Origin of the sequence: Corynebacterium sp. (assembly GCF_030532965.1) — a bacterium.
Classification (GTDB): Bacteria; Actinomycetota; Actinomycetes; order Mycobacteriales; family Mycobacteriaceae; genus Corynebacterium.
In genome coordinates this window covers 1-15,792 of the sequence record NZ_JAUNKC010000005.1, presented here as the reverse complement: position 1 = coordinate 15,792, position 15,792 = coordinate 1, and the positions used below count along the sequence as shown (strand labels likewise).

Sequence of the window (15,792 nt, the reverse complement as noted above, 5' to 3'; positions counted from 1 at the left end):
GAAAATAGCGCCGTTTAACGGGTGCGATCGCGCTTGACGTAGCCCATGCGGGGGCGAAAACCCTCCGGCCGCCGCAGCTGTGCAACTGCATCGCCAACAACGAGCCGGAACCGAGGTTTCATCGGCGGCATTTGCATCACCGAGAACCACCCCACCTCAAGACTTTCGTCGTCGTTGACGAAGGCGGCGTCGCTACCGACAACGCTGCACCGCAACGCGGTGTCCATATAACTGGAAACATCGCCGTTTTCGTAGGTGATAGGACCTACAGCCCCAACCCCCAATAGCGCCTCCACCTTAATGTCAAGGCCGACCTCTTCCTTCGCCTCCCGAACCGCAGCGGCGTGAGGTTCTTCGCCCGGATCGACGATTCCGGTAACTGGTGTCCACTCACCGTTATCGGCGCGTTTGACCAGCAGAACTTCCGGAACAGCGGTGATCGGCGCGCCTTCGGGCACGTCTTTGATAATGACCGCCGTGACACCAGGCAGCCAGAGGTGATCGTTGCCGATCTTTTTGCGTAATTCCACGATGAAATCTGGAGTAGCCATGAGTTAATTCTCCCCTGCCGATCCATCCGAGCTTTCGGCTGCATCGCTGGTGCTTTCGCCGGAGCTGGTTTCCGACTGGGCAGACTCCGCCATCATTTTCTTCGTAAATTCTTCGGCGAATTTTTCTGGGTTAAATTCGGTAAAGTACTCCGCTCCGGCGGATCGTTCTTGTGCCATCTTCTTCCCTATCTCCAAGTTTTCTTGGTGTTTTACTTAGCGCGACCGGCAACGCATGCGGGTCCATCGGTCGGCGTTCTACGTGCTGATTAGGCGCTAGTCGACGACCTATAAGCGCTCAGCGATGAATTCTTTCACCGTGTCCACATCGTTGGGCAGATCGGTAACGTGGCGTTCGGCGTCTAAAACGTGAGCGAACCGTTCTGGAATCGGCGGGAAGGCACCGGTGGCTTCGGTGATGGTTTCCGCGAATTTCACCGGTAGCGCGGTTTCTAAACACACGATCGGCGAATCCACCTGGTCGAGCCATTCCCGCGCAACCTTGACGCCGTCGGCAGTGTGCGGATCAATCAGGACACCGTAGTGTTCGAAACAATCCCTAATCACCGCTACCCGGTCGGCATGGGTCGAGCGCCCGGAAAGGAAGCCGTACCGGGTCGGGACGATTGCAAACGCCGGGTCCGCCACCAGTGAGAAACCACCGGTAGGCACTTGGGTACCAAAGAGGTCGGCGATACGTTCCGCGTCGCGGCCAAGAAGGTCGAAAATGAATCGCTCAAAATTGGAGGCGCGGGAAATATCCATCGACGGCGAGGAGGTTTCAAGGGTATCGGCCGCCGAGCGAACTCGATATTCGCCGGTACGGAAGAACTCGTCAAGCACGTCATTTTCGTTCGTGGCAACGATAAGCCGGTCGATCGGCAGTCCCATTTGCTTTGCAATATGCCCGGCGCAAATATCGCCGAAGTTTCCGGTCGGCACACAGAACGACACCTTTTGGTCGTTGGTGTCGGTGATCTTCAACCAGGAAGAAATGTAATAGACAACCTGGGCCATCAGTCGCGCCCAGTTGATGGAGTTAACCGCACCGATCCGGTTATTGTTTTTAAAGTCCGCGTCGGCGGAGACTGCCTTGACCACGTCTTGGCAATCGTCAAAAACACCGTCGAGCGCAATATTGAAAATATTGTCGTCGGCCAGACCAAACATCTGTGCCTGCTGGAACGGTGTCATGCGCCCCTTGGGGGTGAGCATGAAAACCTTAATCCCGGTTCGACCCCGCATCGCGTATTCGGCGGCCGAACCAGTATCGCCGGAGGTGGCCCCTAGAATATTGAGGGTTTCACCACGGCGGGCGAGTTCGTATTCAAATAGCTCGCCTAAAAGCTGCATGGCCATGTCTTTAAAGGCGGCGGTTGGCCCTTCGGATAGGTGCCCGATGTATATCCCATCCTGCAGTTTGGTTACCGGAACGATCTCGTCGTTAGAAAACGTCGGGGTCCGATAGGCGCGGGCACACATGGCTTCGATGTCCGCCTCGGAAATATCGTCGATAAATAGCTTCAATACTTCCGCCGCAAGCGCGTGATAGCCCTGCGTTGTAAGCAATTCCCGCCAGTTACTCAGAACCTCTGGTGTCAACTGCGGGTATTCTTCCGGCAGGTATAGGCCGCCGTCGGGGGCGAGCCCGCCTAGCAGAATGTCGCTGAACGTTGCAGGGGTCTTGGTTTTATCGCGTGTTGAAATATAGTGCACGGGTACTAGATTAGCGTGCTCTAGCTGAAACTACGGTTTCACCGGGGGCAAATAATTCACCGAGCCGGGCTCGTTGAGTATGTTTTTCTTGTGAGCACTTCAAAACAATCCACGTCAGCCGCGCCAACCACCGTCTCCGGTAGGGCGCTGGCGGTATGGCTGTGTGGTTGCGCGGTTTACGTTATGGCGGTGGCCGGACGCACATCGTTTGGCGTCGCGGGTGTCGCCGCGATTGACCGCTTCGGGTTGGCCGCTAGCCAACTAGCGCTGTTCATTACAGTTCAGGTTGGTGTGTATGCGCTCGCGCAGGTCCCGGCTGGCATTGTCATTGATCGCTTCGGGCCGCGGAAATTGCTGTTTTCCGGCGCGGTGTTAATGGCGTTCGGCCAGGTGATTATGGGTCTCACCACGAGTTTCCAGGTCGCAGTCGCAGCCCGCGTGTTAATCGGCTTGGGCGACACCACCGCGTTTTTATCGGTGATGCGGCTGTTGCCGCAGTGGTTTCCGCTACGCAAGGCACCCGTCTTCGCGCAGATCACCGGCACCATGGGGCAACTGGGGCAGATCATTTCGGCAGTGCCGTTTCTGGCTGTGCTAGGTGCCGCCGGTTGGACCACCGCGTTCCTGGGGTTGGGGGCCTGCGGGATTATCGTGGCAGTAGCCGCCGTTACGGTTGTGCGCGACCGACCCCAGCCAGCCCCACAAGTAAGCCGCACATCCCGCGTCCCGCTGCGCCAGGCGTTATCCATCGTGGTCCGCGATCCGGTGGTGTGGCAAGGATTATTTACACACTGGACCAATATGGTGCTCTTAACCGTGTTTTCCCTGCTGTGGGGCACACCGTTGATGAAGCTGGGCATGGGTTTAAGCGTGACGACGATCGGCACGCTGCTCAGCGTCATCGCCGTAACCTCGGTGTGTTCCGGGCCGCTTCATGGTGTGATTTCCGCACGTATGGGCAGACGGCGGGAATCGTTTTCCCTGGCGGTCGCCGGGCTTAATGGCGTGGTCGTGATCGCGTTTTTCCTCCCCGCCTCCCCGCCTTCCGTCGGCTGGCTCTTTATTTGGGCTGTGGTTTTAGCACTTTTGATCCCCGCGTCGGGTTTCGGCTTCGACTCCATCCGGGAATCCGTGGACAATAAGGTTGTCGCCACCGCCACCGGTTTTGCCAATATGGGCGGGTTTATCTCCACAATGGTCGCCGGGCAATTGGTGGGAATTATTTTGGATCAATTCGCCCAACCGCACGGCTGGTCAGAATTCCGCATCGCCTGGTGGGCGGTTATCGGCGTGTGGGCGATCGGCATGGTGGGCTTCGTTTACTCCCGGTGGCTGGTTAACAGGCGCGCCACCCCGCTTCGCACTGCCGCTGAGGGTTAATCCGGAAAGCAGATAAACTGCGCCGTCTCGTGCGGATTGTCGAGAAATTCCTTGGTCGCCGCCACCGACTCGCATTCTTCATACGCGATGCGGTCGATCCCGCTCTCGGAAATGCACACAATATCGGCACCAGGAATAGCCGGCAGGATCGCCGAATGAGTCGCGATGATGAATTGTGAACCCGCTTCGGCGGCGTGGTAAATCTGCGCCAGCAACGCCATTTGGGCGATGGCGGATAGTCCCGCCTCGGGCTCGTCGAAAAGCATAAAGTGGGACTTCTTCCACAACGATTCCAGGAACTTTAATACCCCTTCACCGTGGGAACGTTCGTGCAGCAACGGGTCCACCGCCGCGTTACGACGAAACTCGGTGGCGAAATTGAAAAACGTCTCCGCCCGCAAAAACGCCGACCTGGGAGGGTTTTGCGCCCGCGAAATGGTCAGCGCCTGCCCCAATTGCGATTCGGTTTCCGCGTAATTGAAGTTCATCAGCGCTTTTGTGCCGCCCTCGGGGTTGATGTTCATCGCGACCGCGATCGCCTCCAAGAGCGTGGATTTACCCGCCCCGTTATCCCCCACGATCACGGTGACCGGCGCACGCAGCTGCAACCCGCCCATGCTTTTTAAATGCCGCGTCACCGGAAGCTGCGCGGCGTATCCGGTGACGTCGGCATCGACCCGTATCTGAGTAACAAACATTATTCAGGGAAAACTACAGGTTATTGCGCTTGGATTTCAAAACGTCGATCAGTGAGCTCAGCGCCGCGTCCCCTAATTGCAGCGGGTCTAGCGTTGCGCTTTTCGACGACTCCGACACCCGTTGACCCGGGGCATCAATAACGGCTACAAGCGATGACCCCTCCAGTTTCAATACCCCGTGCGGTTTAATACCAGCGGCTTCCAACGACCGAACGAAAGCACTTAATTCCGCAAAAGTGCAGTTTGTTACATCAAGCGAAAGCGTCAAAGCCATCAGTGTCACATCCTTAGAATCTAGAAATCAGCACTACCGTGCCCTTGGCCCAAGCTTAAGCCACATACTAGACACGAAGCATCAGGGTTTTCCCCGAAGTATCCCTGATCTTTAATAGATAGGGCCATTTTTCTGGTTCTGCGGTCTTTAAAAAACCCTGTGGGTAAGTCTTTATCGAGCCCCACTACACACGCGCGATCAACCCGCTGGCCACACCCCAACTCGACCTATTCGTCTCCCGGACCACGAAACTTACCGCCGCACCACTAAAAGGTCGAGTTGCCCTAAAGCGGCTAGGCCAAGTACTCATCTAGCTGCAGATTTCTCAGACCCAATCCCATAAATTTCTGTTCTAACGTACCGTAAACGAGGTGTTTCCATAGCTTCTGGAATCCACCCGTTGATACCAGTAAAATGCGTAAATCCCCACCGGCGTGGACCCGATCTCAGTTCGGATTACACGCTGGTGGGGATTGTTGCGCCGTGGCGCACTATGGGATTAGTTGCTTGTGCCTAGTGCAGCGAACAAGTTGTGGTTGAAGATGAAGGCATCGGATGCTTCGTTGACCAAGCGGGCATGCTCTTCATCGGTGAGCTCGAGGCCGTCAAGCTTTGCCCGGTAGCCGTCCTTGTATGGCTTGAGCTTTTCGATCTCCGGGAAGTCGTAGAAGCTCAACGCTGCCGAGTCGACATCGTAGTGGCGTTGCATCATGCGGCCGATAACCTGACCACCGGAAAGGTCGCCGAGGTAGCGGACGTAGTGGTGTGCAACCAGGCGTGGGCCGTCGACGGTGTCGCGGATGTCGTTGAGGCGGTCGATGTATTCCTGGGTGGCTGGAAGCGCGGTGATGCCAGCTTCCCAATCAGCGCCGCAGAGCTTCTCAAGGTCGCGGGCTAAGGTTTCTTTGCGGTTGAGTACCGGGTCGAGCAGGTCAACAGCGAAACCTGACTCACGTACCGCGTCGGTTGCTTCTTCCAACGCGGTGTAGAACAACCAAGATTGCTGCTGCAACGCGATGAATGCGTTGACGTCCAGCCGCCCCTCCAACAAATCCGACATGAAGGTCGAGTGCTCGGCGCGTTCGTGAGCGTCGGCAGTTGAGGTCTTCAGTTCCACTGAAAGAGGCGAAGTGGCAATAGTCATAATTCTCCTTGGGAATTTTTTGCTAGGCAATCGCTTGCTGGGCAATTTCTTACACTGTTGTTAATACTGCCACATATATTATTTTAGGCAAGGGTGACCTAACATCAACCGATCGGTTGATTTACCGACTATCCCTTTGGCAGTCAGTACTCGCCGTGTTCAGGAACCACTTCACCCCAAAAGACTTCGTCCACGACATTCCGCGCCCGGCGCGTCACCCGCAGGTATTCCTCCAAGAAGTCTTGGGATTCCTCCGGGTCCCATCCGGCCGCGCCTGCTACCTGCGCCAATTGTGGCCCGGGGTGCGGTAATTGGTCTTTTCGTTTGCCGCGCACCAAAACGATGGCGTTGCGGGCGTTGGTGGCCAGCAGCCAGGCGTCGATAAGCGTGTGTATTTTGTCCGGTGCCACTAGTTTTTTGGCGGCGACCACGTCTAAGACCGCCAGCGTGGAGGGGTTGCGCAGTTCGGGGACTTCATGGGCATGCATGAGGGTGAGTAGTTGTGCGGTCCATTCGATGTCGGTGAGTGCCCCGCGCCCTAGTTTGGTGTGGGTGTTGCGGTCGGCGCCGCGTGGGAGTCGTTCGTTGTCCACGCGGGCTTTCATGCGCCGTACTTCGCGGATGGTTTTGTCGTCCACGCCGTTGGGTGGGTAGCGGAATTCGTCGATCATCTCGAGGAATCGGTACCCGAGTTCGGGGTTTCCTGCGATCCAGTCAGCGCGCAGCAGTGCTTGGATTTCCCATACTTCGCCCCAGCGTTCGTAGTAGCTGCGGTAGGACTCTAAGGTTCGCACGACTGCGCCGGAGCGTCCTTCGGGGCGTAGCCCTAGGTCGACTTCCAGTGGCGGGTCGCCGGATGGTTTGCTGAGGCGTTTGCGCATTCGGTCGCAGATGCCGATGGCCCATTTCACGGCGTCGGACTCGTCGATTCCTGGTGCGGGTTCGCAGACGAACATCACGTCGGCGTCGGAGCCGTAGCCGAGTTCCGCCCCACCGAGTCGCCCCATGCCGATGACGGCTATTTCGCAGGGTGCCGGGCTGCCGGTTTCGGCGCAGGCTGTTGCTATTTCTGCTTGGAGGGCGGCTTCGAGTACTGCGTCCCAGACGAGTGAGAGGCTGCGGCAGACGTCTTTGACGTCCATGAGGTTGAGGACGTCGGCTGCGGCGATGCGGGCTAGTTCGGCGCGCCGGAGGGAGCGTGCTACTTGGATGGCTCGGTCGGGGTTGTCGTGGCGGGAGGCGGCGCGGACGAGTGAGGTGGATACGGTGTCGGGTTTTGTTTCTAGTAGTTTTGGCCCGCTTGCCCCGTCGCCGAATTGTTTGACGATGTCGGGGGTGGAAATGATGAGGTCAGCGGTGTAGGGGGAATTGCCGAGTATTGTCATCAGGCGTTTGCCGATGATCCCCTCGTCGCGCAGCAGCCGCAAAAACCAGGTGCGGTCGAATGCCGCATCGGAGAGTTTCCGGTAGTTGAGGAGCCCGGCGTCCGGGTCGGCGGTGGGCGCGAGCCATTCCATGAGGGTGGGCAGGAGCATCGCTTGGATTTTTGCTTTGCGGTTCGCGCCTGCGGCCAACGCGGTGAGGTGCTCGAATGCCCGGTCGGGGTGTTTATAGCCCAAGGCGCGCAGCTGTTCTTTGGCGGCATCGGGGCTGAGTTTGATTTCGTCGACGCTTAAGTTGACGACGGAATCTAAAAGCGGCCGGTAGAACAGTTGGCGGTGGAGGGTGGAGATAGTAAGCCGCACCTTGCGTAGGTTTTCTTCCAGGATGTCGACGCTGGAGCGGTTTTTCTCCCCGCGGAATCCGGCGGCGTGCGCCAGCCACCGCCAGGCGGCGGTATCGTCGCGTTCGGGCAGCGTGTGGGTGCGTTTGACCTTTTGTAGTTGCAGCCGGTGTTCTAGCAGGCGGAGGAATTCGTAGGCTTCGATGAGGCTGGCGCCTGCTTCGCGGCCGATGTAACCGGCGTCGATAAGCGCGGCTAGGGCGTCGACTGTCGCTAGGGTCCGCAGCGTTTCGTCGGAGCGTCCGTGCACGAGTTGCAGCAATTGCACGGCGAATTCGACATCGCGTAGCCCACCGTGCCCGAGTTTGAGTTCCCGGTATTGCAGGTGCTCCGGGACGTTGGCCACCACTTTTCGACGCATGGCCTGCACGTCGGCGACGAACGATTCCCGCCTGCTCGCCTCCCATACCTTGGGTGAAAGCGCGGCGGAGTATTCCTGCCCGAGTTGCATGCAGCCGGTCATGGGGCGGTGTTTTAAAAGCGCCTGGAATTCCCAGGTGTGCGCCCACCTGTCGTAATAGGTGACGTGGGATTCTAAGGTGCGGACCAGCGCCCCATGTTTGCCTTCGGGGCGTAGCGCGGCATCGACTTGGAAGAAGCACCGGCATCCGATTTTTATCACTTCGCTGGCCTGCCGGGTCGCTTTGGATCCGGCTGGTTCGGCGACGAAAATAACATCGACATCGGAAATGTAATTGAGTTCTTTCGCGCCGCATTTGCCCATAGCGATGATAGCCAAGCGGCTATCGACCGGATTATCGCCGTACACCTGGCGGGTGGCAACCGCTAGGGCTGCGGTGAGCGCCGCGTCGGCCAGGTCGGCCAATTGCTCGGTTACCTGCCGAAACGGAACTTCTGGTTGCCCTACTCGACGGGAGTTTTCCGGATAGGTGCCCGCCACATCAATCGCAGCTATCCGCATGAGGAGGGTGCGGTAGTCGCGTCGTAAAATCGCTTCGGCTTCCGGGCCGGTGATACCAGCAACATAGGTGCCGACCGTGGTGCGGTCGGGGCGGGCTGTATCACACACCCCGGTGTAGCCGATGTCCTCCGAGAAATAGGCCGGGATAGCCTCAACGCTGCCCAGCAGGCTTTCCAGCATTTCTTCGCGCGTGGGGGCGTCGACAAGCAATAATCGCCACAGCTTAGGCTGCGCGACAAGATGATCGCCCAGCACGCTCGAGGACCCTAGCAGGGCGAAAAGCCGCACCCGCAGGCACGGGTTCGTGCGAATTTCGGCATCCAGTTCGGTAAATCCCCCGGCCTCGTCGGTGAGCGCCTGCCTGAGGCGGATCAATTGGTTCAACGCCAGGTCCGGGTCGGCGGCACCGCTGAGTGCCCACAAAATCTCAACGCTTTCGTCGTTCCACCAGCCAAGCTGCTCCAAATCAGCAATGGCTTGCGGGCTGCTTAAGCTTAATGCTCCCGTGGTGGGCAGGGTTTTGCGGGTGGTGCGCGGGGATGTCATGGGCTATACAATCCTTGGAAACTTTTGCGTTAGAAGCTTAAATTATTGAGCAATTCCCACGAAGTAATCTGCTGCTGGTAGTCGTGCCATTCGCGCCACTTATTGCGCAGGAAAAACTCAAAGACATGCTCGCCTAAAATATCCGCAACAAATTCGGATTTCTCCATCTCCCGCAACGCCTGATCCAAGCTGCCAGGCAGGTCGACATACCCTAAGGCAAGGCGTTCCCTGCGCGACAACGACGCAATATCGTCCTCGGCAGGTTCGGGAATGTCATAGCCTTCGCGGATTCCTTTCAACCCCGCGCCCAACAGCACGGCCAACGCCAGGTAAGGATTACAGGCGGAATCCGGGGAACGCACTTCCACGCGGCGGGATTGTTCCTTGGCTAGCCGGTAGGTTGGCACGCGCACCAACGCGGAGCGGTTGGAAACACCCCAGGTAGCGGCGGTTGGTGCTTCATTGCCGAAGAGGATGCGTTTATAGGAATTAGTCCACTGGTTGGTGATGGCGGAGATTTCATTGGCGTGGGTGAGGATGCCCGCCACGAATTGCTTCGCGGTGCGCGACAGGCTGAATTCGTCGTCCGGGTCGTGGAATGCATTGATGTCGCCTTCAAACAGGGACATGTGGGTGTGCATGGCAGAGCCAGCATATTGTTGGAACGGTTTGGGCATGAACGTTGCCCCTACCCCATTGCGTTGGGCGATGAGTTTCATGAGGTAGCGAAACGTCATGATGGAATCGGCCATCGTGAGGGCATCCGCATGCCGCAGGTCGATTTCCTGCTGTCCCGGCGAGGTTTCGTGGTGAGAGAATTCCACGGGTATCCCCATATCCTCAAGCGCGAACATGGCGTCCCGCCTAAAGTGCGGCGCGATGTTGTAGCTGGCTTGGTCGAAATAGCCGCCGTTGTCGGTGGGTTTCGGGGTTTGCCCCGCGGTTTGGAGGTTTTCTACCAGGTAGAACTCGATTTCGGGGCTGACCATGCAGCTGAACCCTTCATCGGCGGCGATCTGCACTTGCCTGCGCAGCACCTGCCGGGGGTCGGAATAGGAGGCGTGCCCATCGGGGTTCATGATGTCGCAGAACATGCGGGCCGATTGAATCGGGTGGTCATCGCCGTCGACCGGTAAGAGTTGGAAGGTGGAGGGGTCGGGCATGGCGATGGTGTCGGATTCGGAGATACGGGAGAACCCCTCAATGGCCGAGCCGTCGAAGCCGATTCCCTCCGCAAAGGCGCTTTCCAGTTCGGCGGGCGCTACCGCCACCGATTTCAAGGAACCTAAGATGTCGGTGAACCATAGCCGCACCAGGCGAATGTCTCGTTCTTCGATGGTACGCAGCACGTATTCCTGTTGTGAATCCATACGTCCACGATAGCGCCTTGTTATCCAATTGGGTACGCGCCACCAGGGCGTAGTGTTCAAAGGCGCTTCCGGTTCCGCTACCAGGAGATTCTGCCCACCAGCACGGGCGTTTAGCGCCTTTTGCTTTTCGACGATCCACCGCCCCGCACCGGGGTTCCTTTTTGGAACTCGACTTTTCCAGATTCAGACCCCCGGTTTCACCCTCGCGACGACGGATTGGTCGAGTACGGCGGGTTTCACCAGGAATTCCGCCCCATCGCAAACCCTAGTGATCGTGCTCCAAGCAGGCAACTCGACTTATACGCAACGCGCATGAGGTTTTCTGCCCCATTGGGATGGAAAGGTCGAGTTGCTGGTTGTGAACGCTGATAACAACCGGGAACACTAATCCCCTATCCCCTCAAAAGCGCACGTCGCTTCGTCCCCATCGGTGCACATGCTATCTTCCCCAAACCATGCCATCCCCAGATAAGAAAACACTCTGTGCTCATTGTGGTAGCTGGTTGTGGTAGCTACAGGCTGTGGTAGTTGTTTTCGTTTGGCGGGTCACACCCAAGACAGCGGCTGCGTGAATCCAGGTAGCATCCAGGTTATGGGACTACATGAACAACTTGAGGTAGAAGCGAAATTTGCGGTGGATACCGACACTGCGGTACCCGACTTGAGCGACATCGCTGGGGTGGCGCAGGTGGCAGAAACCAGGATTCACCGGCTGACCGCGACGTATTTCGACACCGCGGACGTACGATTAAGCCGGTTAAAGATCACGTTGCGACGCCGCACCGGCGGCACCGACGATGGGTGGCATATTAAACTCCCGGCGGCCAATGGACGACGAGAAATTCACCATCCACTTACTACTGACGCGGAACAACCACCCGATGTCATTCTGGCGGCGGTGCGTGCCATTATCCGAAATGAGGAATTGATCCCCATCGCACAGGTGGATAATGAGCGACACGAATCCTTGCTTGCCGACGACTCCGGCAGCGTTATCGCCGAATTTTGCGACGACCATGTGTCAGCACAATCCTTCCTGCCACAGGGCAAGAAAACGCAGTGGCGAGAATGGGAGATTGAGGTAACAGACGCCTGCGATGATGCCGACACGCTGCTGAAAGCGGCCGCCGAGGTCCTGCGGTCGGCGGGCGCGGTGGCGTCGAAAAGCCCGTCGAAACTGGCGATGGCCATCGGCGACAGCATCGACTACGCCCCCATCCCGCCGCAACTTGCGGAAGTCGCCGCGGATTCCCCCGCCTACGCGGTGCTACACGCGCTGAAGCGTAACCGCGACAAGCTGGTTAATTTCGATCCCAGGGTGCGTCGCGACGAATGGGATTCGGTGCATCAGATGCGGGTAGCCACCCGGGAGCTACGCAGCCACCTGCAAACATTCGAGGGAATCTTAAGTGGCAAAACCCACCTGGTGTTGGAGGACAACCTTAAACAACTCGCCGGGATTTTAGGCCAAGCCCGCGACGCCGAAGTGATCGCTGAACGGTTCCGCCTGCTGTGCGCACTGGAGGAAACCGGCGCGGTGGACGACGCCACCGCCACCTACCTGCATGACGTGATGCGGCGGGAATACGAACACGCCCATCAACGCATCGTTAAAGTGCTTGACGACGCACGTTACCTGGGCATGTTGGATATGTTGGACGAATTTCTCGCCCGCCCGGAGCTGGCCGCCAACGCCGTCGGGGCAGGCACTGACCGGGCCGCATCGGCGAAAATCCTCACCCAGCACGTCAAAGATAACTTCCGCAAACTTCGGAACCGACACGAAAAGGCGGTGGCCGCGTGGGACGACGATACAATTCCGCTGCGTGATCGGGAAACCTACTTCCACGACCTGCGCAAAGCCGCGAAGAAACTACGCTACGCAGCGGAGGCGATCGGCGATGCCACCTCCATCGACACCCTCGACCTGTATAAAGCTTGCAAAGACATGCAGACCGTCTTAGGCGATTTCCAAGACAGCGTCACCGCCCGCGATAAATTACTGAAACTCGCTGGCAATGCGCATCGCCACGGGATCAATACCTTCGGGTTTGGGGTGCTTTACCGGCTTGAACACGAACTAAGCCAACACGTCTTGGCTGACTACGAACAAACGTATGCGGCGGTGGCCGCTGCCTTTAAGCAACTCATCCACCGCACCGACAAACGCACCAACGGGAAGAAAAACCGGGGTGCAAAGAAGCGCAAAAAGCGCTAACCAACGACAGACGTCAGCTTATAGCAGTTAGTCTTCGTCGTTGTATTCCTCGTCGTACGCATCCGCCGCACGGGTGCGTTCGGCGGCGATTTCAATCGCATGTTCTGCCTCTTCGCGGGTATCGTACGGGCCCATGCGGCTTTCGAAGCTAGAGACTTTACCCTGCTCTACCTGACCGGTTTCTTGGTTATAGAACCATTTGAGATCGTCATCTTGCATGATTATCCATCCTTCATTTCTATTCGGGCTCGGTTGACACCGCGCATGTGCCTTCTTCCACGCTACCTATTTTTAAGCTTCTTAGTCAGCTAACCGCCAAGCCCACCCCACATCCGCCCGATCGATTGCTACATTAGTGTGGAATATTGACAACCCGCTCGGTCTTAAGGAAGTTTCCGCATCATGCCAATCTGGTCCAACACCCACAGCAGTGACACCCCTCTCGCGCAGCGGGTACAAGCCTGGCACGAAACCGGTTGCGGTGTTCCGGCGGAGGCGGTCGCGACCGCACCGGCAACCTGGTCGCTCATTGGGGAGCACACCGACCATGCTGGCGGCATTGTGTTGATGAGCATCTTGGATCTCAACGCAGCCGTCGCCATAAGCCCCCGCCGCGACAACACGATCAACGTTCACGAATACCAACTCACCGCCTCCGGCGACTGGGCGGAAGCCACCAGCTCCGCCCAGCTAACGCAAAACCAAGAGCCCCCAGTCAACGGTGCTGCCGACCGGGCTACCCAATTAGCTGGGCTTGCCGCCACCATGATTCAACGGCAAATGCTAAGCCGGGATGCCAAAGGCTTCAACATAACCATCGCCACCGAAATTCCACCATTAAGCGGACTGGGCGAAACCGAAGCCATCGAGGTAGCGACCGCACTCGCGCTGGCACACTCCATTGAAGACATCGACACCCCGCCCGCTAAAACCAAGCTGGCCGACATTTGCTACCAGGCCGCCCACAACTACCGCCCGGAACCGGCCCTTCGGGCGCGCTACACGGTGGCGCTACGTGGAAAAGACGCAATGATCAACGTCGTCGACTATGCCGACTTCTCCATCACCCAGGCAAGCCACCTGGTTAGCACCCTCAATAAGACCGCAGCCATCGCCGTGATTCCGCCGGTTTCCGACTTTGTGCCTGTATCGGAAGAGCTTAAGCGTCGACAAGCATTCGTCGACGAAGCAACCCGCGCATTCGGTGCCGAGTCCATCCGACTGCTTCCGGAGGCAAATATCCGCGTCATCGACTGGCTGCGGGCCTGCCACGAGGTCCACGGCACCGACAATCTCCCCACCCTGTCTGAGGCGAACCAGTGGATGGACTACCATTCCGACGAACTGCGCACCGTGCAAACCGTCACCCAGGCGATCCGTTCCCGCCGCATCGCCGACGTGTACCCGGCGTTAGCCCAATCCCAACACAACATGGCGGGGCTATACGGTGTGACCGGCGTCGACGATACGATCGCCCAATTGTGCATCACCCGCGGTGCCGACAGCGCCCGCAGCGCGCACAGCGGCCTCAGCCCGGCGGTAATCGCGCTGGTCACTAGCACCCGCGCCGATAACTTCATCGCCGACCTTAGCGACGATGGCTTCACCATCGTCGAATTAACCAACGGCACCCCCGCTACACTCTTACAAGTGTAAAAGGCCTGCGGCTGGCATTCACACGACACATAACCGTGTGAGTATCAGCCGTTATAGGTGGCTAAAAAGTCAACAACATAGCCGTTAAGCTCAACCAACGTCTCTGGTGGGCGGCGCGTATCCAGACCGGAATCCAGCCAATTCGTCAACGCCGGTGAAACCAACGCCAAATCCGTTAACCCAAGGTGCCCTACCCCGGTTATGTGTGTGTTTAAAAATCGCGCATCATCGGCTTTAATGAGGCTGTAGTTTTGCTTATACAACGTGTCAGCCGCAATATGCGGATACACCGCGTCGGAATAGATATGCGCAACCGGAATCGGGTACTCACCATCACTAAAAACATATGACTCCCCCGCAACGCCCTCGATATCGTGGATAAACGGCGACTCCAAAGCAACTACCGCCCGCACCTGCTCATGCCGGTTATCACCCACCGCCAAGGCGGCCGAACCGCCCAAAGAATGACCCGATAACACGATACGGCCGGGATCTACGTATTTTTCAAAATCGTTGTTACCCTGCCCGTCGAGGATTGTATCCAGCACAAAATTCATGTCTTCAACCCGGATTTCCAACCAACCGCGCAGTGCCGCTAAATTGGCCTGAATATCCGTTGATTTTTGCAGCCCCATCACGTCTTTTAGGAATCCACCATCAACGCGGACGGCCTGCCCATCAGAAAGCGTTGTGCTAAACGAATGATGCGGGTGGTCGAGACTCACCACGACGTAACCACGGGAAGCAAGCTCACGGAACAACGTTTCATTCGATAGGGAAACACCAAACGACCCGTGTGAAAACACCAGTAACGGTTGACTCTTCTCTTTCGCCCCACGCGGATACCACACCCGCACCGGGATTTCGCGTTCGCCCTTCCCGGTCTGCATCTTAGGAAACGCCGTTTCATGACGATAAAACCCATCCGCCGTCAGAACTTCCTTATCCCCCTTTGGTTCCGGCGTCGGATTAAACGGGAACAGATATCCAAAACCAGTGAGCACAATCAAACAAAAAGAAAGAAATAACAGCGCAAATTTCCGCCATCGCTTGCCGAACTTTTTAAACACACTAAAAATAAATAAAACAAGCGACAAAACCAAAGCAATAAGCATGTAATTCATAGCATGCAATTCCGTTCCTAAATTGCAGATTTAATGGCTTTGACTGCAAGTTGCATAACCATCTGGCACGAATAATGACTGCGCACTTCTTAATGCACAATAAGCCGCCGACCAGCACGACTATCACCAATTTTACCGCACCAATACCTCAAGGGTGGCTGGAAAATGGTTGCTTCACGAAACCGTAAATGGCTACAAGAGAACATGACATCCCCCTATCAGGAAACAAAAAGCACATCTGATTCCGTCATGGCATACACTTGTGTCAGACTCCGCGCAGGAAGGTTTACAGCTATCAAGCATCTGATAGCGGATCGGATCAGTGATCGGAATGCTGGTCTCCCATACTATCGATAGGATTGAGGTTTTCTCACCAGGAAAATGTGTATGAAATGTTGACCTGTGGTTTTGGG

General features: G+C 57.2%; 13 protein-coding genes. 3 read left to right on the top strand and 10 right to left on the bottom strand.

Translation table 11 applies throughout. The annotated features are described in order from the left end of the window. Positions 1-14: 14 nt before the first annotated feature. The 3 genes from Q4D85_RS03775 to thrC form a co-directional block, all read right to left on the bottom strand. Positions 15-551 (bottom strand): NUDIX domain-containing protein, encoded by a 537-nt coding sequence (locus tag Q4D85_RS03775; protein ID WP_303198317.1) that lies wholly within the window; start codon positions 549-551, stop codon positions 15-17. A gap of 3 nt (positions 552-554) precedes the next feature. Next, entirely contained in the window at positions 555-728 is a 174-nt protein-coding gene (locus Q4D85_RS03770; protein ID WP_303198316.1) for a hypothetical protein, read from the bottom strand. Positions 729-836: 108 nt separating this feature from the next. Next, a complete protein-coding gene (gene thrC, locus Q4D85_RS03765) occupies positions 837-2,264 on the bottom strand; it encodes a threonine synthase (protein WP_303198314.1) in 1,428 nt (475 codons plus the stop codon). 90 nt (positions 2,265-2,354) lie between these two features. Here thrC and Q4D85_RS03760 point away from each other — a divergent pair, with 90 nt between their 5' ends. Beyond that, positions 2,355-3,644, top strand: coding sequence for a nitrate/nitrite transporter (locus tag Q4D85_RS03760; RefSeq protein ID WP_303198313.1), 1,290 nt, complete (start codon positions 2,355-2,357; stop codon positions 3,642-3,644). Here Q4D85_RS03760 and Q4D85_RS03755 read toward each other — a convergent pair. From Q4D85_RS03755 to Q4D85_RS03735, 5 genes are all read right to left on the bottom strand, one after another. Next, complete coding sequence (locus Q4D85_RS03755; protein ID WP_303198311.1) at positions 3,641-4,342, bottom strand: AAA family ATPase; 702 nt, start codon at positions 4,340-4,342, stop codon at positions 3,641-3,643. The genes Q4D85_RS03760 and Q4D85_RS03755 overlap by 4 nt on opposite strands. Positions 4,343-4,355: 13 nt before the next feature. Then, positions 4,356-4,616: a hypothetical protein gene (locus tag Q4D85_RS03750; RefSeq protein WP_303198309.1), complete on the bottom strand. Its 261-nt coding sequence runs from the start codon at positions 4,614-4,616 to the stop codon at positions 4,356-4,358. A 499-nt stretch (positions 4,617-5,115) separates the two neighbouring features. Then, positions 5,116-5,760, bottom strand: coding sequence for a heme oxygenase (biliverdin-producing) (locus tag Q4D85_RS03745; protein ID WP_303198308.1), 645 nt, complete (start codon positions 5,758-5,760; stop codon positions 5,116-5,118). A gap of 143 nt (positions 5,761-5,903) precedes the next feature. Further along, complete coding sequence (locus tag Q4D85_RS03740) at positions 5,904-9,011, bottom strand: bifunctional [glutamine synthetase] adenylyltransferase/[glutamine synthetase]-adenylyl-L-tyrosine phosphorylase (RefSeq protein ID WP_303198306.1); 3,108 nt, start codon at positions 9,009-9,011, stop codon at positions 5,904-5,906. Positions 9,012-9,040: 29 nt separating this feature from the next. Further along, positions 9,041-10,381, bottom strand: coding sequence for a glutamine synthetase family protein (locus tag Q4D85_RS03735; protein ID WP_303198303.1), 1,341 nt, complete (start codon positions 10,379-10,381; stop codon positions 9,041-9,043). A 568-nt stretch (positions 10,382-10,949) separates the two neighbouring features. Here Q4D85_RS03735 and Q4D85_RS03730 point away from each other — a divergent pair. Then, positions 10,950-12,599, top strand: coding sequence for a CHAD domain-containing protein (locus Q4D85_RS03730; protein ID WP_368502253.1), 1,650 nt, complete (start codon positions 10,950-10,952; stop codon positions 12,597-12,599). A 27-nt stretch (positions 12,600-12,626) separates the two neighbouring features. Here Q4D85_RS03730 and Q4D85_RS03725 read toward each other — a convergent pair whose 3' ends face one another. Beyond that, entirely contained in the window at positions 12,627-12,818 is a 192-nt protein-coding gene (locus tag Q4D85_RS03725) for a hypothetical protein (RefSeq protein ID WP_303198301.1), read from the bottom strand. A gap of 183 nt (positions 12,819-13,001) precedes the next feature. Between Q4D85_RS03725 and Q4D85_RS03720 the strand changes: the two genes are divergently transcribed. Beyond that, entirely contained in the window at positions 13,002-14,255 is a 1,254-nt protein-coding gene (locus Q4D85_RS03720) for a galactokinase family protein (RefSeq protein ID WP_303198300.1), read from the top strand. A 44-nt stretch (positions 14,256-14,299) separates the two neighbouring features. On the opposite strand, the gene Q4D85_RS03715 is transcribed toward Q4D85_RS03720, so the two are convergent. After that, positions 14,300-15,259 carry an alpha/beta fold hydrolase gene (locus Q4D85_RS03715; protein ID WP_303198298.1) on the bottom strand — a complete coding sequence of 320 codons (960 nt, stop codon included), beginning with the start codon at positions 15,257-15,259 and terminating at the stop codon, positions 14,300-14,302. Positions 15,260-15,792: the final 533 nt, after the last annotated feature.

Coding starts and splice junctions, on each gene's coding strand:
- Q4D85_RS03775 (WP_303198317.1), bottom strand. CDS start 551: ATGGCTACTCCAGATTTCATCGTGGAATTACGCAAAAAGATCGGCAAC.
- Q4D85_RS03770 (WP_303198316.1), bottom strand. CDS start 728: ATGGCACAAGAACGATCCGCCGGAGCGGAGTACTTTACCGAATTTAAC.
- Q4D85_RS03755 (WP_303198311.1), bottom strand. CDS start 4,342: ATGTTTGTTACTCAGATACGGGTCGATGCCGACGTCACCGGATACGCC.
- Q4D85_RS03750 (WP_303198309.1), bottom strand. CDS start 4,616: ATGGCTTTGACGCTTTCGCTTGATGTAACAAACTGCACTTTTGCGGAA.
- Q4D85_RS03745 (WP_303198308.1), bottom strand. CDS start 5,760: ATGACTATTGCCACTTCGCCTCTTTCAGTGGAACTGAAGACCTCAACT.
- Q4D85_RS03740 (WP_303198306.1), bottom strand. CDS start 9,011: ATGACATCCCCGCGCACCACCCGCAAAACCCTGCCCACCACGGGAGCA.
- Q4D85_RS03735 (WP_303198303.1), bottom strand. CDS start 10,381: ATGGATTCACAACAGGAATACGTGCTGCGTACCATCGAAGAACGAGAC.
- Q4D85_RS03725 (WP_303198301.1), bottom strand. CDS start 12,818: ATGCAAGATGACGATCTCAAATGGTTCTATAACCAAGAAACCGGTCAG.
- Q4D85_RS03720 (WP_303198300.1), top strand. CDS start 13,002: ATGCCAATCTGGTCCAACACCCACAGCAGTGACACCCCTCTCGCGCAG.